This is a genomic window from Azospirillum sp. UENF 112521 (genome assembly GCF_058780665.1).
Map to the genome: position 1 here is coordinate 33,590 of NZ_JBSNCI010000004.1, position 24,834 is coordinate 58,423.

Genomic DNA, 24,834 nt, shown 5'->3' on the forward strand with positions numbered 1-24,834 from the left:
TACTTGCCGGCATCCTCAGCCGCGCGGCGCCATGCAGTTGCTGACGATTGGCGTGCAGGACGACAGCGAGGCGCCGGCCGGATAGCTGACCTGCTCCACCGTGCCGCGCGGGCCGATGACCATCGTCGCCTCGCATCCCGGAGCGGTGCCGCCGCCGACCGGCACCCCGAAGCCGAGGCCGAGCCCGACGCCGCCGCTGCCGCCGAAGCTGCCGGCTCCGATGCCGATGCTGCTGCCGGGGCTGTAGGCCACCGCCGGATGGGCGACATAGGTGTAGTATTCGCGCCCCGACGCCGTTGCCTGCCGGTCCGGCACGCCGGCGCAGGCCAGCAGGTCGGCCTTCGGCATGCCGACCATGGCGGTCTGGGCGCGGCGCGCGATCTCCGGGTCGGGGCCGGTGGCGCAGCCGGCAAGGAGGACGGCGGTGCCGCCGAGAAGGATCATCGCAGCGCCAACCGTCCTTGCCATACCCCTGTCTCGGCCCATCTCTCGTCCTCCGCCAGAATATCGTGTCATCGCCGGGTTCTTCTCAACCGGTTGATACAGTGCTGAAACCCCGCCGCTGCCCGTCCGTTCCCGGACGGCGCCGGTCGATGCGGACTTGCGGGCCGGAAGTGACGGGCGGGCCCGGATTTGCTAGGAGTTCCGTCCCCAGCCCATACCAGCATATCGGGACCGCCGACGCCATGGCCGAGCTTACGCCCCCCTCCCCGCCCTCACCGACCTCCGCCGCGACGGTGTATCTGGCACTCGGCGGCAACATGGGCGACCGCGCCGCCAACCTCGCCGAGGCGATCCGGCGGCTGGGCGAAGCGGTGCGGATCGATGCGCAGTCCGCCCTCTACGAGACGGCGCCGATGTATGTGACCGACCAGCCGGCCTTCCTGAACATGGCGGTGCGCGGCACCACCAGCCTGGAGCCGGCGGCCCTGCTGCGCTTCCTGAAGGAGATCGAGGCGTCGCTGGGCCGCGACCTGGGCGGCCTGCGCTTCGGCCCGCGGCCCATCGACGTCGACATCCTGCTCTATGCCGACCGGGTGGTCGCGGAGCCGGAACTGGAGATCCCCCATCCCCGCATGGCGGAGCGCGCCTTCGTTCTCTGCCCGCTGGCCGACATCGCCGCCGGCATCCTCCACCCGCTGCTGAACCGGCGGATCGGCGACCTCTGCGACGAGGTGCCCGGCCGAGAGACCGTCGTCCGCATCGCCGAAGCGCTGTGACCGGGCTCGCCATGGCAAGCGGCGGCCGCACCGCCTATAGTGCCGGCCGGACTGCAATGCCGGCGTCCGCTCGCCGGCCGGGAGAGTGTGTTGTCGGACGATAGCGTGAAACGGACCATGCTGGTCCAGCCGGGCGGTGCGCCGCTCACCTACACCATCCTGGTGCGCGGCTTCGCCGCCGTGGTGGCGCTCGCCGGCCGCACCGACCGGCCGGAGGCCAGTTTCGACCTGACGTTGACCGTCACCCATCCCGGCCCCGGCTTTCCCGACGACATCGCCGCGGTGATGTCTTACGAGGATATTGTCGAAGACTTGCGTCGTCTTTGCGGCGAATCCAATGTACCCGGTGCCGATTATTTGGCGGACCGCGCCGCGGATTTGTGCCTGTCCCATGCCAAGGTGCGGCGGGTGCAGGTCGATGTCGCCATTCCTGCGGCCGACTCGGGCGGCCCGACCGCCGGCGCCAGCCTGACACGGGCAAGGCCTGGACAGGGCTGAGCGGGCGACCCCCTGCCGCGGGCCCTAATACTGGAATACACAAAGATATAGCGGCCGTTGACAAAAGGACGGGTGACAATACCACTCCGTCTGAGTTATGGTCGCCATATTGTATTTCAGACCCACAATCCGGACCGAAGGGGGTATATCCCCAGAGGCAATCCGGACACCGAAAGCCGAGACGAGCGCGCAGCAGGGATTAGGCCAATCGCCATTGCCGGCTTCGTCCGTCCGCCGATCCCCCTTCAGGGACGGCTACGGCACCCGGAGGCCGGACACAAAGGGAGGGACGCATGGACCGCAACACGACGCCGACCCTTTCCGAACTGCTCGAAGATCCGATCGTGATCGCCGTCATGGTGCGCGATGGGATCAGCCCCGACAGTGTCCAGCAGCTTTTCGAGCGCCTCCGCCGGAGCCGTCGAGTACAGGAAGAACGGTTAGCCGCCTGACTTGCGGGAATCCTGACCCGGGCGTCACAGACGCCCAGACATAGGCGCCGGATAAGGCCCGGTCAGGCAAATCGGCTGGAACCCCCGACAGCGAAGCGCCGCCCTCCTCCCCGGAGAGCGGCGCTTCGCATTTCGCGGGACAGGCACATCACCCCTCCAGAACCGCGCGCACGACATCCATCACCTCGGTCGGGGTGAAAGGCTTGCGCAGGGTGCGGTGCGCGCCCAGCGCCTCCGCCACCGGCAGCACGTCCAGCGACGCGCGGGCGCCGCCGCCGGAAATCGCGATGATCTTCAGCGACGGCGCCCCGCGCCGCAGTTCCATGATCGTCGCCAGACCTTCCTGGTTCGGCATGAAGATGTCGGTGATGACGAGGTCGAGCGGGCTGTCGGCCGGACGGCCGCGAAACCGCTCCATCCCCTCCAGCCCGTCGCTGGCACCGACAGCCTCATGGCCGGCCATCGTCAGCGTGCGCAGCAGAACCGCACGCGCAACGTCGTCGTCATCGATGATCAGAACATTCGCCACCACGCCGCTCCCTGTCACTCGGCCGGATGGGGCGTGCCGTGCCCGCCGCCCTGCCCGCCACCATGTCCCCCGCCAAACCCATTGCCCGCCTGCTCCGCCCCGGCAGCGTCATCCTGCATCGGCTTCTTGCGGGCAAGATAGCTGTAAACGGTCGGCACGACGAACAGGGTCAGCAGCGTGCCGAGAGTCATGCCGCCGACGATGACGGCGCCGATGGCCTGCCGGCTTTCGGCACCGGCCCCCTTGGCATAGGCCAGCGGCACCGCCCCCAGCACCATGGCGCCGGTGGTCATCAGGATCGGGCGCAGGCGCAGCACGGCCGCCTCCTCCACCGCCTTGCGGATGTCGGTCCCGGCGCGTTGGAGCTGGTTGGCAAACTCGACGATCAGGATGCCGTGCTTGGTGATCAGCCCGACCAGGGTGACGAGGCCGATCTGGCTGTAGACGTTCATCGTCCCGCCGCTCATCTGCAAGGCCGCCAGCGCGCCGGTCATCGACAGCGGCACGGTCAGCATGATGACGAAGGGATCGACGAAGCTCTCGAACTGCGCCGCCAGCACCAGATAGATGAAGGCCAGCGCCAGGATGAAGACGAAGTAGAGCCCGGTCGCCGATTCGCGGAACTCGCGGCTCTGCCCGGCATAGTCGGTCTGCGCGGTTGCGGGCAGCACCTTGTTCGCCGCCGCCTGCATCACCGCCAGCGCCTCGCCCAGCGAGGTTCCCGGTGCCAGCGTCGCGGTGATGGTGGCGGAGCGCAACTTGTTGAAGTGGTTCAGCTCCTTCGGCGCCACCCGCTCCTCGACCTTCACCAGATTGGCGAGCGAGATCATCTGACCCGCTCCCCCGGTTACACTGGTGCCGCCGCGCACATAGATGCCGGCGATGTCGTCCGGGTTGCGGCGGTCGACATTCGCCACCTGCACGATCACGTCATACTGCTTGCCGTCCTTCTTGAAGCGCGTCACCTGCCGGCCGCCCAGCAAGGTTTCCAGCGTGCGGCCGACCGTGTCGACATCCACCCCCAGGTCGGCTGCCTTGTCGCGGTCCAGCGACACCCGCAGCTCCGGCTTGTTCAGCTTCAGATCGGTGTCAAGGTTGGTCAGGCCGGGGAAGTTGCGCGCCTCCGCCATCATGGCGTTGACCATCGCCTGCAACTCCTCGAAGGGCAGCGAGGTCTGGATGACGAAGTTGACCGGCTTGTCGATCGGGCTCTGGCCCAGCGACGGCGGGTTGGTGACGAATCCGAGGATTCCGGGGATGCCGAACATCTTGGGGAACAGCTGGGCGGTGATCGCCTGCTGCTTCACCTCGCGCTCGTCCCAGTCGATCAGGCGGACGAAGGCGATGCCCTGGTTCACCACCGGGAAACCGACGACGACGAAGAACTTCTCCAGCACCGGGATCTGGCGGAACAGCGCCTCCATCCGCTGGGCATAGCCCATGGTGTAGTCCAGCGTGGAGCCTTCCGGCGCGATGGCGATGCCGACGATGGTGCCACGGTCCTCGACCGGCGACAGCTCGGACTTCAGGCCGGTGAACAGAAAATAGCTGGCGGCGGCGACGCCCAACCCGATCAGCAGCACCAGCGGCCGCGCCCGCAGCGACAGGCGCAGCAACCGGCGGTAGCCGTTGGTCATCCCCTCCAGGAAGCGCTCGATGGCGCGGTAGAGCAGCCCGTGCCTGGTCTCGTGCTTCAACAGCTTGGAGCACATCATCGGCGACAGGGTCAGCGCCACGAAGCCCGACACGATCACCGCCCCGGCCAGCGTCAGGGCGAATTCGGTGAACAGCCGGCCGGTGCGCCCGGTCATGAAGCCGATGGGGGCATACACCGCCGCCAGCGTGATGGTCATGGCGATGACGGCGAAGCCGATCTCGCGCGACCCTTTCAACGCCGCCTGGAAGGGGTTCATCCCCTCCTCCACGTAGCGGAAGATGTTCTCCAGCATGACGATGGCGTCATCGACGACGAGGCCGATGGCCAGCACCATCGACAGCAGGGTCAGCGTGTTGATCGAGAAGCCCAGCGCGTACATCAGGGCGAAGCCGCCGATCAGCGACACCGGGATGGTCACCAGCGGCACCAGCGTTGCCCGCAGCGAGCGCAGGAAGAAGAAGATGACCAGAACGACCAGGATGATCGCTTCGAAGATGGTGTGGAACACCGCGTCGATCGACTTGGCGATGAAGACGGAGCTGTCATACCCGACATCCACCCCCATGCCGTCCGGCACCGCCGCGCGGATCTTGGGCAGCGCGTCGTTGACCGCCTTCGACACGTCCAGCGGGTTGGCGGTGGATTGCTTCACCACGCCGATGGCGACGGCGCCGCGGCCGTTGAAACGGGCGCTGACCCGCTCGTCGAGCGCCCCCAGCTCCGCCCGGCCGACGTCGCGCAGACGGACCAGATATCCCGAATCGTCGCGCAGGATGATGGCTTCGAACTCGGCCGGGCTGCGCAGGTCGGTCTCCGAGACCACGGTGAACTCGCGCGCCACGCTTTCGACGCGGCCGGCCGGGATCTCGACATTCTGCCGGCGCAGCGCGGTCTCGACATCCTGCGGCGTCACCCGGTAGGCGGCCATCCGCTGCGGGTCGAGCCACAGCCGCATGGCGAAGCGGCGTTCGCCGAAGATGCGCACCTGCGCCACGCCGGGCAGGTTCTGCAGCCGGTCCTTGACGTAGCGGTCGGCGAAATCGGTCACCTCCAGCGGCGAATGCCGGTCGGAGGAGAAGGCGAGATAGATGATCGGCTGGGCGTCGGCCTCGACCTTGGCGATCACCGGTTCGTCGATCTCAGACGGCAGCGCGGCGCGGACGCGGCCCACCCGGTCGCGCACGTCGCTGGCGGCGACATCGACGTTGCGGTCCAGCCGGAAGCGCAGGGTGATCTGCGACTTTTCCGCCCGGCTGATCGAGGACATCACGTCGATGCCCTCGATGCCGGCGAGGCTGTCCTCCAGCGTCTGGGTGACCTGGCTTTCGATGATCTGGGCCGAGGCGCCCTTGTAGGTCGTCTCCACCGTGACGACCGGCTCGTCGATCTTGGGATATTCGCGCACCGACAGGCGCTGGTACGACACGATGCCGATCAGCATCAAAGCGAGGCTCATCACCGTCGCCAGGACGGGACGGCGGATGGAAATGTCGGAGAGGACCATGGCGTGTCAGCTCCCGGCTTTGGCCGGCAGCACCGTCACCGGCACGCCGTCGCGGATCTTCAGCTGGCCGGCGGTGACCACCATGTCGCCGGGGGCGAGGCCCTTGGCGATCTCCACCTCCGCATTGCGGCGTTCGCCCAGCACGACGCGGGTCTGGATCACCTTGCCGTCCACCAGCTTGAAGACGAACTGGTCCTTGCCGAAGGCGACGATGGCCTGCTCGGGGATCAGCACCGCGTCCGGCACCGTGGTCAGCGTCAGCGACACGCGGGCGAAAAGGCCGGGGCGCAGCGAGCCGTCGGGATTCGGCACGCGGGCGCGGATCGCCAGGGCGCGGCCGTTCACATCGACCAGCGGATCGATGGCATAGACGGTTCCGTCGAAGCTGCGCCCGCCGAAGGCATCCACCGCCACCTTCACCGTCTGGCCGACCTTCACCGCCGGCAGGAACATCTCCGGCACGCGGAAATCGAGCTTGAGGGTGTCGATGTCCTCCAGATTGACAATGTCCTTGCCGGCCTGGACGAAGTCGCCGACCGACGCCTTGCGCAGGCCCAGCACCCCGTCGAAGGGGGCGGCGATCACCTGCTTGTCGAGCTGCGCCTTGGCCAGTTGCACCGCCGCCTCGTCGGCCAGCAGCTTGGCCGAGGCCTGCTCCCGGTTGCGCAGCGGGCCGGTGTTCTGGCGCACCAGCTGGTCGGCACGCGACAGCTCGGCACGGGAGAAGGCGATGCTCGCCTGCGCCTGGGCCAGGGTGGCGCGGGCGATGGCGTCGTCCAGCCGGACCAGCACCGTGCCCTTGGCGACGCGCTGGCCTTCCTTGAAGGCGATCTCGCTGATGCGGCCGGCGATTTCCGGCCGGACGACCACCGATTCGTTGGACAGCAGCGAGCCGACGGCGGTCACCGTCCGCTCGACCGTGCCGACACGGACCTGGGCGGCCTCCACCGGCATCGGCGGGGCGCCGCCCGGCGGCTTGGCGGCCCCGGCGGCTCCACCGGAGGCGCCGCCCTGGGCAGGCGCGCCGCCAGACAGGACGCCGTTCACCATCGCGGTCAGACCGGCAACGGTCCCGCCCTGCTTCACGAAATACCAGTAGGCCCCGCCGGCGAGCGCCGCCAGGACGAGGAGTGCAGCAATGCGAAGCGTGTGGCGCATGGGGCCGGGATCCGGACGGGTTTCGCTTTGCCGCAGTGCAACCGACAGAGGCACCGGGCAAACTGAACTATATCGTTCAGTTCACATCCGGAGTCGAGAAGGTTCAGCGATCCGAACCGTCCCTATGCACCGCATCTCTATGACCGCCCGCATCCCTATGCCCGCCAGCTTCTTCGGGCTTTGCGGTTTCAAGCTTTCCCGCCCGCATCGCTACTGTCCGGCCGCCGCACAGCGTCACCCACAGATCGGCCGGGTCGCCCGCCATGAGGGGAGAATCTGCGTCCATCCGCCGCACCCCGCCACCGTCGAGGTCGAGTCCCGGCGCACAGCATGGCGACTCGCCCGCCGGCACCAGGGCGCGGACCCGGCCATGCTCGATCCGGATATCGCGCAAACCGTCGTGAACGCGCGCGTTCTTCAGCCAGAATTTTCCATTGGCGGGGATGCGGGCGAGGCAGCAGGTCGGGGCATTCATGGGGCTTTACCCGTGTCCGGTCCGGCGATGTGCGACGCAACAAAGCTGACACAGAATGGTAAAGCAAAACCAGCGGGAGCTTGGCCGCCCAGGTTTTTACCCCCACTCCAGCACCAGGAATTCCTGGAAATTGGCGCAGCGGCCGGCCTTGAAGGCAGCCTCATAGGCGGCGTTGCGGGCGCGCTTGGCGGCGATGGCCTGGGTGAAGCGCCGGCGAAGCCCGTCGTCCCGGATGCCCAGCCCGTCGCCGTCCAGCCGGTCCAGCACATGGCGGTAGCAGCGCTCCGCCCGCTCGCCGCTGTCGGCGGAGAAGGTGATGGAGCCGGCGCGCTGCCGGTATTCATAGAAGGGCGTCGCCACCAGCGGCACCGGGCCGGTGGCGTCGAGAACCCGGACGTTGAAGACCACGTCGTCGCAGAAATTCACATCGTCGTCCCAGCCCGGCACCAGATCGCGCCGCACCAGCGGGAACATCGGCACCGAGGTCGCCAGGAAGCCGGCGCCATCCAGCCGGGCCGGCGCCTGCCCATCCTCATAGAGGTGCTGCAACGGCGAGTCGTCCTCGTCGCGGACCACGGCGACATTGTCGAAGGCGGCGCCGTTGCCGAGCGCCAGCGGCACCAGGGCGGACAGCCGGCCGGGGCGGAAGCGGTCGTCGGCATCAAGCGGCGCCACCAGTTCCAGCCGCGCCGCCGCCAGCCCGGCATTGCGCGCCGCGGGCGCCCCGGCGCCCACCCGGCCGGTCCCGGTGAAGACCAGCCGCGGATCGTCGATCCCGGCGGCCCGCAGGGTCGGACGGTAATCGGTGCCGTCGTCGCTGACGATCACCGCCTCCCATGCCGTCCAGTCCTGCTCCAGCAGGCTCCGCACCGCGCGGGCGATGGTGTCGTGGGCGCGGTGGGCCGCGACGATGACGGAAACGCCGAAGGAGGGGTCCTGCCCTGTTCCAGTCCCGTCCATAGCACTGCACTCCAGGCCCGTTCTCGGCAGAATCTGGCGTTGCTAATCAAAGGTCGTCAATGGCCTGAACCGGATTTTGACCCTCCCCTTACCCGTGCCGCCGCCGCATGGTAGAAAGGACCGTCGTGCCTGCGATGTCGGAGGACAGCCTCGTGTTCGAGGGGTGGAACGGTGGAACATCGCCGGAAAACTGTTGCACCGCGTTGCAAACGTGCCATCCGGCCGCGGCCCGACCCATCGATTTTGACCCGCCGGACGTTGAACATGAAGCCCGGACGGGCTATGTGGTGAAGCAGGCAAGGCGCATGCGGTAGCGGGACAGCGGTCGGGGCATTCCTCCGGCGGCGAATCCCGGTCCCGATACCCCGCTTCCGATACCAGGGAGAAGAACATCAATGGCGCAGGTCGGATACACCCGGTTCGACGATGAACCCGAAAAGGAACCGGACGAGAAGTCGAAGGAAAGCGCCCAGCCGCAGTTCGCCGCCGTGCAGCAGAGCCTGTTCAAGGCGCGCACGGTCCTGATCTTCGGTCAGATCGACATGAAGCTGGCGCAGGTCGTGTCGGCCCAGCTGCTGGCGCTCGCGCATGAGAGCGACGACGACATCACCGTCGTGGTCAACTCGCCGGGCGGCCATGTCGAGGCGGGCGACACCATCCACGACATGATCCGCTTCATCAAGCCGCGGGTGAAGATGCTGGGCACGGGCTGGGTCGCCAGCGCCGGCTGCCACATCTATCTGGCGGCGAAGAAGGAAGACCGCTTCTGCCTGCCGAACACCCGCTTCCTGATCCACCAGCCGCTGGGCGGAACGGGCGGCCGGGCGACGGACATCGCCATCGAGGCGAAGGAAATCATCCGCATGCGCGAGCGTCTGAACAAGATCATCGCGCGTGAGACCGGGCAGACATTCGAGAAGGTCGCCAAGGATACGGACCGCAACTATTGGATGATGGCCGACGAGGCCAAGGAATACGGCATCGTCAGCCATGTCATCGACACGATGGACGAGCTGAAGTAAAAGTTCCGCTTTCTCCGGAAGAAAAAGGGCCTTTCTCCAAATGGGAGGAAGGCCCTTTTTCTTTTGGAAAATGGGAAACCTATCGGTCGGCAAGGGTGTTGATCCGCCACAACATCCACGAAAGATGGAGCCAACCGATGAAACGCTATCTCGTTCTGGGCTGCACCGCCGCGCTGCTCGCCGCCACGCCCGCGCTGGCCGCCTCGGACCACAGCGTGACCAAGTCGAACAACCCGTCGGTTGCGGCAATCGACGACAGCGTCGACCCGGCTCTGATGAAGCTGCATGTCGACCAGTTGAAGGGCAAGGACATCTACGGCGCCAAGGGCGAGAACATGGCGGAGATCGAAGACATCGTCCGCTACGACAACAAGCTCTACGCCGTGATCGACGTCGACCACACCATCGACGTCAGCGACAAGGACGTGGTCCTGCCGCTGAACAAGCTGCACATGAAGGGCGTCAAGCTCACCCTCGACATGACCGAACAGCAGCTCCAGGGCTTGGAGAAGTGGCAGAAGGGCCGTTACGAGACCGTCAAGGGCAAGGGTCCGCTGAGCGAACTGTCGCACTGAGTTTTCCAACAAGGAAAAGGCGGCGGAGGGAAAGCCCTCCGCCGCCTTTTCCTTGTTGGAGCGATCTTGGCTTAGACCGACAGGTTCAGCAGAGCCCCGCGCGGCTGGTAGCCCTGCGCATTCACCCGGGCGGCGAGCGTGCCGGCAGTGGTGTCGACCGCCTGATTGCCCTGGGTGGCGGTGCGGGCGTCGCGGGTCTGGTCGGACTTGCCGGCCGCCTGGGGAGCCGAGACGGTCTGCGTCCGCACCGCGGGGGCGGTCTGCTGCGCCGCCTGGACCGCCGGAGACATGGCGACCTGCGCCGCGGGCGTCAGCTGCGGGGTTGGCTTCAGCGTCTGGTAGGACGGTATGGCCGGGTTGACTTGCATGGTCGAATTATGCGCTCAGCGGGCGCAGGATTCAAGACGCCCGGCCGTAGCTGGCTCCCGCGGACTTTAAGGCGTTTCGGGCACCGCGGACGGCACCGCCGGCTTCGACGGCTGATGGCGGGTCCGCCGCCGCTCCAGCACCAGTGCCAGCGCCAGCAGCGCGGCGACCCCGACCAGATTGACCGCCAGCACCATCAGGGCACCATCCTCCGCCACCAGCAGGGCGGAGCCGGCGATAGACAGCACCACGCCGACGCAGAAGACCGGCAGCGAATGCCGGCCGCAGGCGACCAGCAGGCGGGCGGGGGCGGAGCGCAGCCATCCCGCATCCCGCGGCACCAGCAGGGCCGCCGCACAGGCAAGCGCCAGGAAATGCAGCAGCCGCATCGGCCCCAGCGTGTCCTTGTCGGCCCAGGGGATCGACTCCTCCGGCAGCCAGCCCCGGAACGCCGCCGGCGTCACGGCATGGCCGATGTCGGAGGCGGCGAACTTCCACACCGCCATGCCGCCGAGCAACGCCAGCACGGCCGTCAGCAGCCAGCGCGACTGCGGCAGCCGGACCCGCCCGCTGCGCACCACCAGCGCCAGGGCGGTGCCGAGGAAGAACACGCATTGCCAGGCCAGCGGGCTGAAGTTCCAGTCCTCGTCCCACAGGTTGGGCGGCACCAGCCCGGGGGCCGCCTGCGCCACCAGATAGAGGAGGACCGACAGCGCGACCGCCGCATAGCCGAAGCGGGCATAGCTCCACAGGAACAGCGGCGCCACCGCCACCAGCAGGATGTAGAGCGCCAGGATGTCGAAGGCGAAGGGCAGATACATCAGCACCAGGGTCCACGCCATCGCCGTGACGGGGGTGTCGAACAGCGGTGCGAAGCTTTCCAGCCGATTGGACGCCTCCATCGGCAGATCGCCGATATATACGGCGAAGGCCACCACCAGCGCGCTGACCAGCATGGTCAGGATGTTGGCGACCCAAAGCTGACGGCAACGGTCGAGGGCCTTGCGCTGGCAGGCCGCGAACCCGCGCTCCGCCAGCACCGGGCCATAGGCGAGCGCGATGGCATAGCCGGAGATGAAGACGAAGATCTCGGCCGAATCCGACGGTCCGAAACGGGCGGGCATCAGCTTCGCCAGCGGATTCCCGCCGACATGGTTGATGAAGATGATCAGAAGGGCCACGCCCTTGAAAAGATCGAGCCGGGCGTCGCGTGTCTGACGTTGCTGCATGCAGCCCTCGCCTCTCCTGCTGTCGCGGGCTCCAGCGCCCGTGTGGAAGCGGCCCCGGTGGGGGTCAGCAGACGAATCGCTACGGTGCCTGACTACCTTGGGTCCGGCACCGCCACGACGGATGTAGCCCAACCATGGTCAATTTCGCCGGCCGGGTGTCCAACGCGATGGGGGAATGCTTCCAACGCGGCGTCGGAGGGGAAAAGCGTTAAACCCTTCTCGGGAGGGGTGTGGAAACCAACCCGTTATCGGGGAGGCCGAATTGCGGGCGGATGAAGAGGACGACACACCTCGCCGCACCTCTTTCATCGTCATCGCGCCGGAAAGCCTGTCGCTGCAACGTCCAGAGCGATTCCCCGGCGCATGTCGGGCGAGCGGCCCCAGGCAGTGGCGGAGTATTACTCCGGCCGAGCCTCCGTTTGCGCCATGGTAAACGGCGTATGCGGAAAATCGTGACGCGACATCAGGGAACAAGAAGGCCCGCTGTTGATTGTTCTTCACATGACCCAGCTGTCGCTTGCCGTGCGGCAGGACAGTACAGGCCGCACCGGGCGGCGGGTCGCCAACATCGAATCGTAATCGAGAAGGATGGCAACCATGCGTGGGATTTCGAAGATCGTCATGACCGCCACTGCGGCCGGCGCCCTGTTCGCGCTCAGCGCCTGCGGCAGCACCGAAACCTCGCGGACGGCCACCGGCGCCGGCACGGGTGCCGTGGCCGGTGCCGTCGTCGGCGGTCCGGTCGGTGCGGTGGTCGGCGGCGTCGGCGGCGCGGTGGCCGGCAACACCATGGACGAGAGCCTGAGCAAGAAGACCGACCGCGTGACCGACCGCGCCACGGCCGAAGTGAAGGACGAGACCTCGGGCAGCTCCACGCGCCGGTCGTCGGCCCACCATTCCGGCAGCATGGCCTCCAGCACCCGGCTGAGCCACGATCAGGTCCGTGAACTCCAGCAGGCGCTGAACGACCGCAACGACGGCCGCGACATCGCCGTCGACGGAGTTCTGGGGCGCCGGCACCCGCAGCGCCCTGATGAAGTTCCAGCGTGACAACGGCCTGCGCGTCACCGGCCGTGCCGACCAGCAGACGATGTCCGCCCTGAACATGGGCAGCACCGGTCAGGCCACCTCGGGCAGCACGACCGGCACCACCACTGGCAACACCACGGGGACGACCGGCACGACGAACAACACGATGCCGGGTGCCACCACCACGCCGGGCGCCACCGGCACGACCGGCACCCAGCAGTAACCTCGTCTCCAGTACGGTACCCGCATCGCCGGTTCCGGGGCATCGCGACGGCAGGCAGCCGCCGCGGCGTCACAGGGCCGGCGATGTCGTTTTAGCGTTGCTGTCTTTTTCCGGTCAGTCCCGGCCCCAGAGCCCCCGCTCGCCCAGATCCTCGCCGCGCTGGCGTTCCAGCGCCTGGGAATAGCGGCGCAGCGCGAAGGACTCCGTCACATAGCCGATGATCCGCCGGTCGGTGGGGGAGGACAGCACCGGAAGGGCCTCCACCTCCTCGCTGCCGAAGCGGTTCAGCACGGTGCGGGCGTCATCGCCGGGCATCAGGACGGCGTCGGCCTTGTTGGCGAGCGACTCGACCCGGGTTTCGGTGGCGGCGGTGTCCTGTTCCGGATCGTGGACGACCGACATGTCGACCATCCCGGCATAGCGGCCCATCTCGTCCACGGCGAAGACCGCCTTGGTCGAGCCCAGCGGATAAAGGCGGCGCAGCGCCTCCACCGTCAGGGTGGCCGGCACCGTCTTGGCGTCCCGCCGCATCAGCCGGAAGGCCGTCAGCTCCGACAGCCAGCCGACATCATAAGCCCCGCGGATCGGCACGCCGCGCAGGTGGAAACGCCAGGTGGCGAAGGAGTAGCCGAAGGCCTGCCGCACCACGGTGGTCGACAGCACGACCCCGATCAGCACGCCCGACGCCGCCCACAGAATCCTGGGTCGTCTCCAGCACCAGCAGCACCATGGTGACCGGCGCGCCGACGACGCCGGCGGCGACCGACCCCATGCCGACCAGCAGCAGCAGGCCGCCGTCGATCCCCAGCCCCGGCAGAAAAGTTTCGATGGCCTGACCCAGCAGGCCGCCGAACAAACCGCCGATGAACAGCGAGGCGCTGAACAAGCCGCCGCGGAAGCCCGAGCCCAGCGACACCGCCGATGCCAGGATCTTCGCCGCGAGCGTCAGGGCCAGCGCCAGCGCGCCGCCCGCCAGTTCCGGCGGGACGGCACCGGGGCCGCTTCCCATCACCGCCGGAACCGCCAGCGCCAGCGCGCCCACCATCAGTCCGCCGATGGCCGGGCGCATCCAGCGCGGGACCGGCAGGCGGTTGAAGCCGCGTTCGGCCACCGTCACCGCCTGCATGGCGAGGATGCTGAGCCAGCCGGCCAGGAAGCCGACGACACCGCAGGCGGCGTAATCCCAGCCGGCGATCACCACCGGCCGGCCGAGCGCCAGCGGCACCTCGCCGCCGGTCAGCAGGGCCGACGCCGCCACCCCCAGCGCCGCCGCCGCTCCGACCGGGGCCAGCACGGCCAGGGTGTAGCCGCCCAACACCAGTTCAAAAGCGTAGAAGGCCCCAGCCAGCGGCGCATGGTAGGCCGCGGCGATGGCCGCCGCCGCCCCGCAGCCGACCATGGTGCGCAGATCGGCCCGGCGCAGCCGCAACCGCTGGCCCAGCGATGAGGCCAGCCCGGCGCCGGCCTGGGTATAGGCCGCCTCCATGCCGACCGATGCGCCCGACGCGTTGGACAGGGCGGTGGTCACCGTCAGGCGCAGGCTGTCGATCAGGGACATCTTGCCGCCGTAGAGCGCGTTCGCCTCCACCGCGTCGACGATGGCGTTGGGGCGCCAGCGCCGCACCAGCAGTGACAGGATGCCCAGCAGCAAACCGCCCACCACCGGCACGCCGAGTGTGCGCAGCAGGTCCGGCGCGCCCTGCCCCAGCCGCTCGCCATCGGGCAGGTCGAAGGCCAGTGTCTGCATCAACAGCACCGCTTCATGCAGCAGGCCGACCGCCAGCCCGACTACGCCGCCGACCAGTGCGGCCAGCACGACCACGGCGAGCGCGCTGTTGCGCACGCTCCAGCGCTCGGACACGGTGGTGGCGGCTGAGGCATCGAGCGCCGCATAGGGATCGCTTCCGGCGCGGGCGTTGTCGCCCACGCCGTCGGTGGACGCGGAGTTGTCAGGCATGGTCACGCTGATCGATGGCCCTTCCGTATAGGGTCAATGGGCCGGAAGGGCGTGAGTTCCGTCAGGGCTTCGACGGTTGCGGTTTCGATTGCGGCTTCACCGTCGGCGGAACGGGGGCCGCAGGGGTGGCCGCAGGGGTGGCCGCAGGGGCAGCGGGAGCCGGTGCGGGAGCTTGCACCGCCGGTGCCGGCGCAGTCTGGGCCGGTGCAGTCTGGGCCGGTGCGGGTTGGGCCGGTGCGGGTTGGGCCGGTGCACCCTGAGTGGGCGCAGGTTGGGCAGGCGTCGCGTCGGTGACGGCGGGAGCCGGGGCGAGGCCGGCACGGCGCAGCACTTGGGCGAGGTTGTCGCGCACCTTGTCGGCCAGTTGCACGTCGGGCTCGCCGGCCTCGTGGAAGATGACGGTGAACAGGCGGCGCTGCGACAGCAGGAAGTTCAACGTGACGTGCAGCTTGCCCTGCGGCATCGCGCAGTCGACCGATCCGGTGCGCAGCCAGACGGCCCCCGCCTGCTCGGACTGGTTCAGGACGACGGTCGGCGTGCCCTCGCAACGCTGCTTCATAGCCTCGGCGAAGCTGTCGGACAGCTCGTCGATCCTGGCGCCTTCGCCCACCGCGCGTTCGCGGATGCCGCCAACGATGGGGCCGAAGCGCCAGGCGACGTCGGCCGGGCGGCGGTCCTGCGGGACCTTGTCCATCGGCACCAGCTCGGCGTCATGGACGCCGGCGGCGGTCAGCAGGCTGTCCAGCCCTTCCGGCAGGCGGTTCTTGCGGTCCTTGTCCGCCGGGCGGCCGGCGGCGACCTTGATCGGCGGAACGTTGCCGCCCTTGTCGACGCAGGTCTTCAGGTCGCCCAGCACCTTCTTGGTGCCGGCCAGCTTGAAGACGATGCGGTCGCTGGCCGACGACACCACCAGCTCGTTGCCGCCCATCAGGGCGTTGATCAGCTCTTCGTCCTTGCCGTTGGAGACCACCAGCATGTCCGGCTGGGACGCGACGGCGGTCCGCTCCCGCTTCAGCTTCTTGTCGACCTCGATGGTCACCGGCCACTCGCCGCCCTTGGGCAGGTCGGCGCCGGGGATGCCGATGCCGATGTTGGTCTCGCCCTTCGGGCTGCGCGCGAACATCAGCACATGGCCGGTGGTGAATTCCCCCTCCGCCACGCAATAGGCGAAGCTGCCGTCCTTCTTCTTGGCGGCCCCGCCGTCCCAGCTCTCGATCAGCTCGCCCGGCCCGTCGGGCTTGGCCGGGGCCGGAGCGGACGGGTTGGCGGCCGGCTTGCCCGCTGCAGTGTTCGGGGCAGAGTTCGGCGCGCTGCCCGGCTTGGCGTCCTGCACCGGGCCGCCGGGAACGACGATCTCGGCCTCCGGCTCGGGCAGTCCGTAATAGGCGGCGGGAGGAATTGTCGGCTGCACCGGCACCAGTTCGGCCATCGCCGGAGCCGACGCCACCCCCAGCAGGAGAAGCGCGGACAGCGATGCGGCGAAGCGGGCGGTCATGACGAGGTAATCCATAGATGGTTGTGGCGGCGAAGCTATCCGCGCCTGCCCCCGTCCGCAAGTCCAACCGCCCGTCCTGTGGCACGAAACAGACACCTGTTGCACAGGACACGCATAGGCAGGCGCCTAGCCGCCGAAGAAGGTCTCGCGCAGCCTCTCGTCCGACAGCGCCGCCACCGGCCCGTCGCCGACGACGCGCCCCAGCCGCAGCAGCACGGCGCGCGGTGCGACCGCCAGAGCGCGGGCAGCACTCTGCTCGGCCAGCAGCACGGCCGTGCCGGTGTCGGCGATGCGGCGGACGGCGGCAAACAGCTCGTCGGCCAGCTTGGGCGACAGGCCGAGCGACGGCTCGTCCAGCAGAAGCAGGCGCGGCCGGCGCATCAGCGCGCGCCCCAGGCTCAGCATCTGCTGCTGGCCGCCGGACAGGCGCCAGGCGCTCTCACGGCTCTTCAGGGCAAGGTCGGGGAACAGGGCGAAGACGCGCTCGACATCCCGTGCGCGGTCGCGTCCGGCGGGCAGGCCGGCGACCTCCAGATTGTCGCGCACGCTCATTCCCGCAAAGACCCGCCGCCCTTCCGGCACATAGCCGATGCCGCGCCGGACCCGCGCCTCGGTGGCGAGGCCGCCGATGTCCGCCCCATCGAAGCGAAGCTCCCCCCGCGCCGGCACAAGGCCGAGCAGGGCCTTCAGCAGGGTCGACTTGCCCGCCCCGTTGGCGCCGAGCAGCGCCACCGTCTCCCCCGCCGCAAGGCTCAGCGACACCTCGTCGAGCGCGCTTGCCCCGCCATAGCCGGCGCTCAGGCCGCGGATGGACAGCAGCGCGCTCATGCCGGTACCGCCCGGCCGAGATAGGCAGCGGCCACCGCCGGATCCCGGCGTACGCCGCCGGCCGGCCCGTCATAGATGACCCGGCCGCGGTCGAGGCACAGCACCCGGCCGGCAAGCGGCAACAGGAAGCCCATGTCATGCTCCACCAGCAGGATCGCCACGCCCTCCTGCGCCAGTTCGCGCAGCAGGGCCGCCAGTTCCGCCTTCTCGCCGTCGGTCAGGCCGGCGGCGGGTTCGTCCAGCAGCAGCACCGCCGGCCGGCGGACCAGCGACCGGGCCAGTTCCACCCGCCGCCGCAGCGCCGCCGGCAGCCCGTCGCAGCCCTGGCCGGCGAGGCTGCCGACGCCCAGCCGGTCGAGCGCCCAGCGGGCATGCGCCGCCGCCGTACGGGCGTCGGGATCGATGGCAAGCCGCGCGGCGGCGACCGCCTCCAGCACGCCGGCACCAGTCGGCAAAGCCGCCGCCTGGAAGCTTCGGGCCAGTCCGGCGCGGGCCAGCCGGTCGGCACGCTGCCCGGTGACGTCGCGCCCGCCGAGCCGCACCCGCCCGGCATCCGGCCGTTCCAGTCCCGACAGCAGGTTAATCACCGTGGATTTCCCGGAGCCGTTCGGCCCGATCAGCCCGGTGATGCTGCCCGGCCGCAGCTCCAGCGACACGCCGTCCACCGCCCGCACACCGCCGAAGGACTTGCGCAGATCGTCGACTGCCAGCCCGTCCGGCGAGTTTTGCGGACGCGGCGGCTCCTTCGACTCGACCGAAGCCCGCGTCCGGCGGCTGAACAGGCGGGCCGCGATGCGGTCGAGCAGGCCGGTGAGACCGTCCGGCGCCAGCACCACGGTCGCCAGCAGCGCCACGCCGTAGACGACCAGATAGCCGCGCTCCAGGAAGCGGAACCATTCCGGCAGATGCAGCAACAGCACGGCGCCCAGCACCGCCCCGGCCATCCGTCCCCGCCCGCCGACGATGGCGATGGTGAGGATGGAGACCATGACCGGGAATTCCAGCACCTCCGGCGAGACGACGCGCTGGGTGTGGACGGCGAGCGCCCCGGCAGCCCCGGCGAACAGCGCACTGATGCCGAGGGCGATCAGCCGCAGCCGCCCGACATCGAGCCCCAGCGTTGCCGCCGCCAGCGGGTCGTCGCGCAGCATCGTCAACGACCGGCCAAGCCGACCCCGCGCCAGCCGCCAGCCGATCAGCCCGCCGAGAGCGACCAGCCCCCACACAAGCCCGGCCATCGGCAGCCCGCGCGGCACCGCCCAGCCGAACAGCACCGCGGCCGGCACCCCGGCCAGCCCATTGGAGCCGCCGGTCAGCTCCGGCAGGTTGACGGCCAGCAGATGAAGGACCTGGGCGATGCCGAGCGTCGCCAGGGCGAAGTAATGCGATTCCAGCCGCAGCACCGCCAGACCGACCGGCAGGGCCAGCAGCAGCGGCACCAGCATCGACAGCGGGAAGGTCACCTCGAAACGGAGCCCAAAGCGGCTGCCGAGGATACCAGTCACATAGGCGCCGACGCCGAAGAAGGCGCCCTGCGCCAGCGACAGCGCCCCGCCGAGCCCGAAGACGATCTGGAATCCGAAGGTCGCCAGCGCATAGACCCCGGCGACGGTCAGGACGCGCAGGCCATAGGGGGACGCGAAGGCCAGCGCATAGACCAGCAGGGCAAGCGCGCCAGCGATCAGCGCGACAGTCTCGGCCGGAGAGTGCCGTTCACCCACGGCGCCGCACCGCTTCGCCGAACAGCCCTTGCGGACGCAGCACCAGAATCGCCAGCAAGGTCAGATACAGCGCGCCCAACGCCGCCGGATATGAGAGCACCAACGATACTCCCACCTCGAACAGCGCGATCAACAGCGCCCCCACCACCGCGCCCGGCACGGAGCCCCAGCCCCCCACCGTCACCGCGATGTAGGCCTTGAGGATCAGGTCGCTGCCCGAGGTCGGCGTGACGAAATAGCGGTTGGCCAGCAGCAGCCCGGCCGCGCCGGCACAGGCCGCCCCGATGGCGAAGGTCACCAGGATCATCGTGGTGACCGGCACGCCGCAGGCGCGCGCCATCTCCGGATCCTGCGCCGTGGCGCGCAACCGGCGGCCCAACTGCGTGCGGGCAAACACCCATTGCTGCGCCCCGATCAGCAGCCCCGCCACCGCGACGATGGCAAGCGACTGCTCGGGCACCGCCAACCCGGCGATGTGCAGCGTATCGTCGCCGAACAGCGGCGGTGCGGCGCGCGGCTCCGGCCCGAACAGGATGGCGGCTCCGTTCTGCAGGATGATGCCGACCGCGATGGTGCTGATGAAGACCGAGACCGGCGGCCGGCGGCGCAGCGGCAGATAGGCCGCCAGCGCCAGCAGCAGCCCCAGCGCCGCCATCAGCACCAGAACGACCGGCAGCAGGACGATGCCCGGCAGCGGGATCAGCGGCGCCGCCGCCACCGCCAGCAGCCCGCCGGCCATCACCAGATCGCCCTGGGCGAAATTCACCGCCGAGGTGGCGTTCAGCACCAGAACGAAGCCCAGCGCCACCAGGGCGTAGGCCGCCCCCAGCGCCACCCCGTTGACCAGCAGTTGAAGCGCCGCCATCCGTTCACTTCGCCGCAAGCGTCGGGTCGTCGTACCGCTTCGCCAGCACCGGCACCCGGCTGGCCCCGTCATAGCAGACGATGACGGCGGAATGGGCCATGTTGCCCTTGCCGTCGGACTTGTAAGTCATGGCGAGACCCTGGAACGTCTCGGCGGACAGCGCCTTGCGGATGGCGTCCGGCGACCGGGCGCCGGCCTTCACCGCCTCCAGCACCATGGTCATGCCGTCATACTGGCCGAGCGCGAAAGCGTCCGGCTCTTTGCCAAAGGCGGCACGGTAGGCGTCGGTGAAGGCCTTGACCTCCGGCGTGCCGCCGGAAATCGGCGAGGCCGCGGTCTCTGCACAGACGCCCTTGAGTTCCGCCGGTTCCAGCAGGGCCGCGGTGCTCGGCTGGTGCATGGCGGAGCCGGCGACGATGGGCAGGGTCACGCCGCTGGACGCCGCCTGCCGCAGCAGCAGCGCGGTCGGTCCGGAATGCAGGTGCAGGACCAGCACGTCCGGTTTGGCGGCGAGCGCCTTGGTCAGCACCGGCAGCAGATCCTTGGCCGCCGGATCCACCCCCTCCTCGAAGACGGGCGTGACGCCCAGCGCCTTGAAGGCGGCGTCGAGATGGGCCTTGCCGCTCTGGCCGTAGGCGGTGGTCTGGTAGATGACGGCCGGCTGCCGCTTGCCCAGCTCCTCCACCACATAACGGGCATGGGCGGCCTTGGTGACCGCGTCGCCGGGGAAGAAGCGGAAGACCCAGGGATTGCCCTGCTCGGTGATCGAGGCGGTGCCCGACACGGTGACCAGAGGCAGCTTCAGCTCGCCCGCCAGCGGCAGCATCGCCAGCATCTGGGTGCCGAGCATGCTGGCGGCGACCGCCCCGACCGTGCCGCGGCCGGCCGCGCGTTCCAGCGCCGTCACCGCCGCCTCGGGCGAGGTGCCGGTATCGACGACCTCCGAGGCGATGGCGATTCCGGCCGGCGTCTGCTTCAGCGCTAGGACGGCGCCATTGCGCTGGCTGGTGCCCTCCAGCGACAGGAAGCCGGTCAGCGGCACCAGCACCGGGAAGGACAGCGTGTCGTCGGCACGGGCAGCGGACGACAGGCAGACGGACGACAGGCAGGAGGATGCGGCCAGCAGGCCGATCAGGAGGGGAAGCGCGCGCCGCATGACCGATACTCCTCAACACGCGCCGGCGGTTGGGGCGACGCGGAGGAGACGGGGCGCTTCGCAGCAGCTTTCAGCGGGTCCGTCGGGTTCCGGTCGGCTCCCTTCGCCGGCATGACCCGGATCAGGTTCGATGGGTGTTGTCTCAGCCCCTGCGATTGCCGAACCGGCATCCGCACGGGCACCCCAGCCGTGAACAGGCGGCGAGAGTGTCGCCGCCGGCCCCGTCCTGTCAAGAACCCAACCGGCGGCGCGCCACTATGGTTTCACGATGCAGGATGTAGAGCCCGCTGCCGATGATGACCATGGCGCCGGCCAGGACCGGCACGGTCGGCAGGTCGCCGAACGCCAGCCAGCCGAACAGGCTGGCCCAGACCATGCCGGTATATTCGAAGGGCGCCACCACCGCCGGCGGCGCGCGGCGGAAGGCCTGGGTCAGCAGCACCTGCGCCCCGGCGCCGATGGCCCCGACCAGCGCCATCAACCCCAGCGCGAAGGCGGTCGGCGCCGTCCAGACCGGCACGGCCAGAGCCCCGCTGACCACTGTCGTCGTCAGCAGCAGGTAGAGCACGATGGAGGCACTGGTTTCCGTCCGCGACAGGCCGCGCACGGCCAGGGCCGCCAGCGCATAGAACAGGGCGGCGCACAGCCCGACCAGCACCGGCACCAGCGGCGCCCCGGCCGACGGCTGCGCCATCACCACCACGCCGCCGAACCCGACAACCACGGCGGCCCAGCGGCGCCAGCCCACCGGTTCGCCCAGCAGCGGCGCCGACAGTGCAGTGATGAACAGCGGACCGGCGAAGCTCAGCACATAGACGTCGGCCAGCGGCAATTCGCGGAAGGCATAGAAGAAGCATCCCATGGAGATCAGCCCGGCGAAGGCGCGCCAGACATGCCCCAGGGGCCGCCGCGTCCGCATCGCCGCGATCCCGCCGCCGCAGGTCAGGGTGTAGCCGCCCACCAGCAGGAAGGCGACCAGCGAGCGCACGAACATCAGCTGCGGCACCGGGTAATCGGCGGTCAGGAACTTGATCAGCGTGTCCATCGCCGCGAACAGCAGGATCGCGCCCAGGAAGCAGCCGACGGCATAGGGAACCGAATCGGCCTCGGCAGGCAGCAGGTCGGCGGTTTCGGCGTCGGTCATGAAATCGGTTCGGAACGGCAATGGCGGGAGATGCCCACATTATGGGCAAATGCGCCTGTGTCCCAATGCCGCAACCGCAGGTCTGGTAGGCGCCGGCACTTTCAGGGAGTGGCGTGAAGCGCCCGCTCGCCTCACCGCGTCAGAACCATCACCAGCCGCTCGACCGGCTTATCCTTCACCAGATGCGAGTTGACGATCTCGTCGATGTCCTCAGGGGTTTCCGGCCGGTACCAGATGCCTTCCGGATACACCACCATCAGCGGCCCGGCGGAGCAAAAGCCGAGGCAGCCGGTCATCGCCATGCCGACGTCGGCCAGCCCCTTGCCCTGGATTTTCTGATCCAGCCGCTGCCACAGCGGATGCGCGCCCTTGGCGGCGCAGCTGCCGCGCGGATGGCCGGGCGGGCGCTGCTGGGCGCAGCAGAAGACGTGGTGGCGGAAGGTCTGCGGAATGTCGAGCGGCATCGGTCATGCTCCATAGCCATAAAAATTTTATGGGTAAGAAGCATGCCAGAATGCTGCGTTGCGGCAAGACTTTTGTGACGCTTCCAAGTCCCGGTGCCCATTGGCTTTCTCACATCACGAAACGCTTGGTCGGCAGAGCATTGGCGGTTAAGAATCCCCGGCAAGGGGCAATCCAGGAGATGCCGGTGCTGCTGAGCGGATCGGGGAAGGGCCAGCCGGGCGCGGTGCCGGGCTGGGTCGGGTATGCGCTGCTGCCGGTTCTCAACCTCGTCGCCGCCTTCGTGCTGTCGGGGCTGGTGATCCTGGTGATCGGCGAGAACCCGGTGGACGTGCTGTCGCTGCTGGTGTCGGAGGCCCTGGGATATCCCGAGGCCATCGGCTACACCCTCTATTACACCACCGACTACATCTTCACCGGACTGGCGGTCGCCATCGCCTTCCATTGCGGGCTGTTCAACATCGGCGGCGAGGGGCAGGCCTATCTGGGTGGGCTCGGCGCCGGGCTGGTGGCGCTGGCGCTGACCGGCTGGCCCTGGCCGGTGGTGGCCGTGCTGGCGGTGCTGGCTTCGGCCCTGTTCGGCGCCGCCTGGGCCTTCATCCCGGCGTGGCTCCAGGCCAAGCGCGGCAGCCACATCGTCATCACGACGATCATGTTCAACTTCATCGCCGCGTCGATCATGACCTGGCTGCTGGTGGACGTGCTGATCCGCCCCGGCAGCCAGTCGCCGGAAACCCGCGAGTTCGACCCCGGCGTCTGGCTGCCGTCGATGGACCGGGCGCTCGGCTGGTTCGGCATCGCGATTCCCGCCTCGCCGCTGAACCTGTCCTTCCTCTGGGCGCTGGCCTGCTGTCTGCTGTTCCACATCTTCCTGCGCCGGACCCGCTGGGGGTACGAGCTGCGGACGGTGGGCCGGAACGAACGGGCGGCGGTCTATGCCGGCATCTCGCCGGCGCGCAACATCGTCATCGCCATGCTGATCTCCGGCGCGCTCGCCGGCTTCGTCGGCGTGAACGAGATCCTGGGCGTGCAGCACCGGGTGATCCTGAACTTCACCGGCGGCGTCGGCTTTGTCGGCATCGCCGTGGCGCTGATGGGGCGCAACCATCCGGTCGGGATCATTCTGGCGGCCCTGCTGTTCGGGGTTCTGGCGCAGGGCGGCGGCCAGCTGTCCTTTGAATACCCCACGATCAACCGCGAGCTGGTGATGGTCATCCAGGGTCTGGTCATCCTGTTCGCCGGTGCGATGGAGAACCTGTTCAAGCCGCAGGTGGAGGCGCTGTTCCGCCGCCGCGGCACCGCCGCCGCCGAAACGGGGAGGAGCTGAGCGATGGAAGACGCGCTGCTTCTGGCGCTGCAGCTTCTGGGCGCCACCATCCGCGTGGCGACCCCGCTGGTGCTGGCCGCCTTCGCCGGCATGTATTGCGAGCGGGCCGGCGTGGTCGACATCGGGCTGGAAGGCAAGATGCTGGCCGGCGCCTTCTTCTCCGCCGCCGTCGCCTCAGCCACGCTGAACCCGTGGCTGGGGCTGCTGGCCGGCATCGCCGCCGGGGTGGCGCTGGCGATGGTCCACGGCTTCGCCTGCATCACCCACAACGGCAATCAGGTGGTGTCGGGCATGGCGATCAACATCCTGGTCGCCGGGCTGGCGCCGACGCTGGCCTATGCCTGGTTCAAGCAGGGCGGCCAGACTCCGCTGCTGCCCAACCAGGCGCGCATCCCCGCGGTGGAACTGCCGGGAGTGGAGGCGCTGTCCGGCATCCCGGTGCTGGGGCCGGTCTACCGCGAGCTGTTCAACGGCAACAACATCCTGATCTGGGTGACGCTGGTTCTGGTGATCGCCACCCATTGGGTGCTCTACCGCTCCCGCTTCGGGCTGCGGCTGCGGGCGGTGGGCGAGAACCCGGCGGCGGTCGACACCGCCGGCCTGTCGGTGGCGACGCTGCGCTATCAGGCGCTGCTGGTCACCGGCGTGTTGACCGGCATGGCCGGCTCCTATCTCTCCACCGGCCATGGCGCCGGTTTCGTCCGCGACATGACCGCCGGCAAGGGCTATCTGGCGCTGGCGGCTCTGATCTTCGGCAAATGGCGGCCGGGGCCGACCCTGTTCGCCTGCCTTCTGTTCGCCTTCACCGACGCGGTGCAGGTCCGCCTCCAGGGCGTGGTCCTGCCGGGCATCGGCGTCATCCCGGTTCAGTTCATCCAGATGCTGCCCTATGTGCTGACCGTCCTGCTGCTGGCCGGCTTCGTCGGCAAGGCCATCGCCCCCAAGGCGAGCGGCATCCCCTATGTGAAGGAACGCTGAGCCG

General features: G+C 69.0%; 26 protein-coding genes and 1 riboswitch. Of the genes, 9 read left to right on the top strand and 17 right to left on the bottom strand.

The annotated features are described in order from the left end of the window. Nucleotides 1-15 precede the first annotated feature (15 nt). On the bottom strand, nt 16-468 hold the full coding sequence (locus ACWPN8_RS20810) for a hypothetical protein (protein ID WP_109449828.1): 453 nt from the start codon (nt 466-468) through the stop codon (nt 16-18). 218 nt (nt 469-686) lie between these two features. Here ACWPN8_RS20810 and folK point away from each other — a divergent pair, with 218 nt between their 5' ends. From folK to ACWPN8_RS20825, 3 genes are all read left to right on the top strand, one after another. After that, a complete protein-coding gene (folK, locus tag ACWPN8_RS20815; protein ID WP_492242131.1) occupies nt 687-1,220 on the top strand; it encodes a 2-amino-4-hydroxy-6-hydroxymethyldihydropteridine diphosphokinase in 534 nt (177 codons plus the stop codon). 90 nt (nt 1,221-1,310) lie between these two features. Further along, complete coding sequence (locus ACWPN8_RS20820) at nt 1,311-1,718, top strand: hypothetical protein (RefSeq protein ID WP_492242132.1); 408 nt, start codon at nt 1,311-1,313, stop codon at nt 1,716-1,718. 293 nt (nt 1,719-2,011) lie between these two features. Beyond that, nucleotides 2,012-2,170 carry a hypothetical protein gene (locus tag ACWPN8_RS20825; RefSeq protein WP_167421726.1) on the top strand — a complete coding sequence of 53 codons (159 nt, stop codon included), beginning with the start codon at nt 2,012-2,014 and terminating at the stop codon, nt 2,168-2,170. 148 nt (nt 2,171-2,318) lie between these two features. Here the strand turns inward: ACWPN8_RS20825 and ACWPN8_RS20830 are convergent, their stop codons facing one another. From ACWPN8_RS20830 to ACWPN8_RS20850, 5 genes are all read right to left on the bottom strand, one after another. Further along, nucleotides 2,319-2,699, bottom strand: a complete 381-nt coding sequence (locus ACWPN8_RS20830) for a response regulator (RefSeq protein WP_109449822.1) — start codon at nt 2,697-2,699, stop codon at nt 2,319-2,321. A gap of 14 nt (nt 2,700-2,713) precedes the next feature. Next, nucleotides 2,714-5,860: an efflux RND transporter permease subunit gene (locus ACWPN8_RS20835; protein WP_492242133.1), complete on the bottom strand. Its 3,147-nt coding sequence runs from the start codon at nt 5,858-5,860 to the stop codon at nt 2,714-2,716. Nucleotides 5,861-5,866: 6 nt separating this feature from the next. Further along, the gene (locus tag ACWPN8_RS20840) at nt 5,867-7,018 is read right to left on the bottom strand and encodes an efflux RND transporter periplasmic adaptor subunit (protein WP_492242134.1); all 1,152 of its coding nucleotides are present in this window, start codon (nt 7,016-7,018) and stop codon (nt 5,867-5,869) included. Between the two features lie 103 nt (nt 7,019-7,121). Next, the gene (locus ACWPN8_RS20845; RefSeq protein WP_492242135.1) at nt 7,122-7,493 is read right to left on the bottom strand and encodes a hypothetical protein; all 372 of its coding nucleotides are present in this window, start codon (nt 7,491-7,493) and stop codon (nt 7,122-7,124) included. Nucleotides 7,494-7,589: 96 nt separating this feature from the next. Further along, complete coding sequence (locus tag ACWPN8_RS20850) at nt 7,590-8,453, bottom strand: glycosyltransferase family 2 protein (RefSeq protein WP_492242136.1); 864 nt, start codon at nt 8,451-8,453, stop codon at nt 7,590-7,592. A 395-nt stretch (nt 8,454-8,848) separates the two neighbouring features. On the opposite strand from ACWPN8_RS20850, the gene ACWPN8_RS20855 reads away from it, so the two are divergent. Together ACWPN8_RS20855 and ACWPN8_RS20860 are read left to right on the top strand one after the other, a co-directional pair. Continuing rightward, nucleotides 8,849-9,475, top strand: coding sequence for an ATP-dependent Clp protease proteolytic subunit (locus tag ACWPN8_RS20855; protein WP_109048162.1), 627 nt, complete (start codon nt 8,849-8,851; stop codon nt 9,473-9,475). Nucleotides 9,476-9,612: 137 nt separating this feature from the next. Further along, nucleotides 9,613-10,050, top strand: a complete 438-nt coding sequence (locus ACWPN8_RS20860) for a PRC-barrel domain-containing protein (protein ID WP_109449816.1) — start codon at nt 9,613-9,615, stop codon at nt 10,048-10,050. Nucleotides 10,051-10,121: 71 nt separating this feature from the next. On the opposite strand, the gene ACWPN8_RS20865 is transcribed toward ACWPN8_RS20860, so the two are convergent. Next, on the bottom strand, nt 10,122-10,418 hold the full coding sequence (locus tag ACWPN8_RS20865) for a hypothetical protein (RefSeq protein ID WP_492242137.1): 297 nt from the start codon (nt 10,416-10,418) through the stop codon (nt 10,122-10,124). Between the two features lie 66 nt (nt 10,419-10,484). Next, complete coding sequence (locus tag ACWPN8_RS20870) at nt 10,485-11,645, bottom strand: OpgC family protein (protein WP_109449812.1); 1,161 nt, start codon at nt 11,643-11,645, stop codon at nt 10,485-10,487. Between the two features lie 597 nt (nt 11,646-12,242). Here ACWPN8_RS20870 and ACWPN8_RS20875 point away from each other — a divergent pair. Next, a complete protein-coding gene (locus ACWPN8_RS20875; RefSeq protein ID WP_492242138.1) occupies nt 12,243-12,695 on the top strand; it encodes a hypothetical protein in 453 nt (150 codons plus the stop codon). Beyond that, the gene (locus tag ACWPN8_RS20880; protein WP_492242139.1) at nt 12,679-12,897 is read left to right on the top strand and encodes a peptidoglycan-binding protein; all 219 of its coding nucleotides are present in this window, start codon (nt 12,679-12,681) and stop codon (nt 12,895-12,897) included. Before ACWPN8_RS20875 ends, ACWPN8_RS20880 begins: the two co-directional genes overlap by 17 nt. 114 nt (nt 12,898-13,011) lie before the next feature. Here the strand turns inward: ACWPN8_RS20880 and ACWPN8_RS20885 are convergent, their stop codons facing one another. The 9 genes from ACWPN8_RS20885 to ACWPN8_RS20925 form a co-directional block, all read right to left on the bottom strand. Next, nucleotides 13,012-13,560 (bottom strand): CBS domain-containing protein, encoded by a 549-nt coding sequence (locus tag ACWPN8_RS20885; RefSeq protein WP_492242140.1) that lies wholly within the window; start codon nt 13,558-13,560, stop codon nt 13,012-13,014. After that, nucleotides 13,466-14,854: a chloride channel protein gene (locus ACWPN8_RS20890; protein WP_492242141.1), complete on the bottom strand. Its 1,389-nt coding sequence runs from the start codon at nt 14,852-14,854 to the stop codon at nt 13,466-13,468. Before ACWPN8_RS20890 ends, ACWPN8_RS20885 begins: the two co-directional genes overlap by 95 nt. A 61-nt stretch (nt 14,855-14,915) precedes the next feature. After that, on the bottom strand, nt 14,916-16,349 hold the full coding sequence (locus ACWPN8_RS20895; RefSeq protein ID WP_492242142.1) for a hypothetical protein: 1,434 nt from the start codon (nt 16,347-16,349) through the stop codon (nt 14,916-14,918). A 126-nt stretch (nt 16,350-16,475) separates the two neighbouring features. Then, nucleotides 16,476-17,177, bottom strand: coding sequence for an ABC transporter ATP-binding protein (locus tag ACWPN8_RS20900; RefSeq protein WP_492242143.1), 702 nt, complete (start codon nt 17,175-17,177; stop codon nt 16,476-16,478). After that, complete coding sequence (locus ACWPN8_RS20905) at nt 17,174-18,898, bottom strand: branched-chain amino acid ABC transporter ATP-binding protein/permease (RefSeq protein WP_492242144.1); 1,725 nt, start codon at nt 18,896-18,898, stop codon at nt 17,174-17,176. The genes ACWPN8_RS20900 and ACWPN8_RS20905 overlap by 4 nt, the downstream gene beginning before the upstream one ends. Continuing rightward, a complete protein-coding gene (locus tag ACWPN8_RS20910) occupies nt 18,891-19,763 on the bottom strand; it encodes a branched-chain amino acid ABC transporter permease (protein ID WP_492242145.1) in 873 nt (290 codons plus the stop codon). Before ACWPN8_RS20910 ends, ACWPN8_RS20905 begins: the two co-directional genes overlap by 8 nt. 4 nt (nt 19,764-19,767) lie before the next feature. Further along, on the bottom strand, nt 19,768-20,919 hold the full coding sequence (locus ACWPN8_RS20915; RefSeq protein ID WP_492242146.1) for an ABC transporter substrate-binding protein: 1,152 nt from the start codon (nt 20,917-20,919) through the stop codon (nt 19,768-19,770). An 81-nt stretch (nt 20,920-21,000) separates the two neighbouring features. Further along, a riboswitch (TPP riboswitch) is annotated at nt 21,001-21,115 on the bottom strand. Nucleotides 21,116-21,148: 33 nt separating this feature from the next. Beyond that, the gene (locus tag ACWPN8_RS20920) at nt 21,149-22,063 is read right to left on the bottom strand and encodes a DMT family transporter (RefSeq protein WP_492242147.1); all 915 of its coding nucleotides are present in this window, start codon (nt 22,061-22,063) and stop codon (nt 21,149-21,151) included. Between the two features lie 131 nt (nt 22,064-22,194). Continuing rightward, nucleotides 22,195-22,527, bottom strand: a complete 333-nt coding sequence (locus ACWPN8_RS20925; RefSeq protein ID WP_492242148.1) for a (2Fe-2S) ferredoxin domain-containing protein — start codon at nt 22,525-22,527, stop codon at nt 22,195-22,197. Nucleotides 22,528-22,706: 179 nt separating this feature from the next. On the opposite strand from ACWPN8_RS20925, the gene ACWPN8_RS20930 reads away from it, so the two are divergent. Next, a complete protein-coding gene (locus ACWPN8_RS20930; protein ID WP_492242149.1) occupies nt 22,707-23,852 on the top strand; it encodes an ABC transporter permease in 1,146 nt (381 codons plus the stop codon). A gap of 3 nt (nt 23,853-23,855) precedes the next feature. Further along, nucleotides 23,856-24,830: an ABC transporter permease gene (locus ACWPN8_RS20935; protein WP_109449794.1), complete on the top strand. Its 975-nt coding sequence runs from the start codon at nt 23,856-23,858 to the stop codon at nt 24,828-24,830. Nucleotides 24,831-24,834 lie beyond the last annotated feature (4 nt).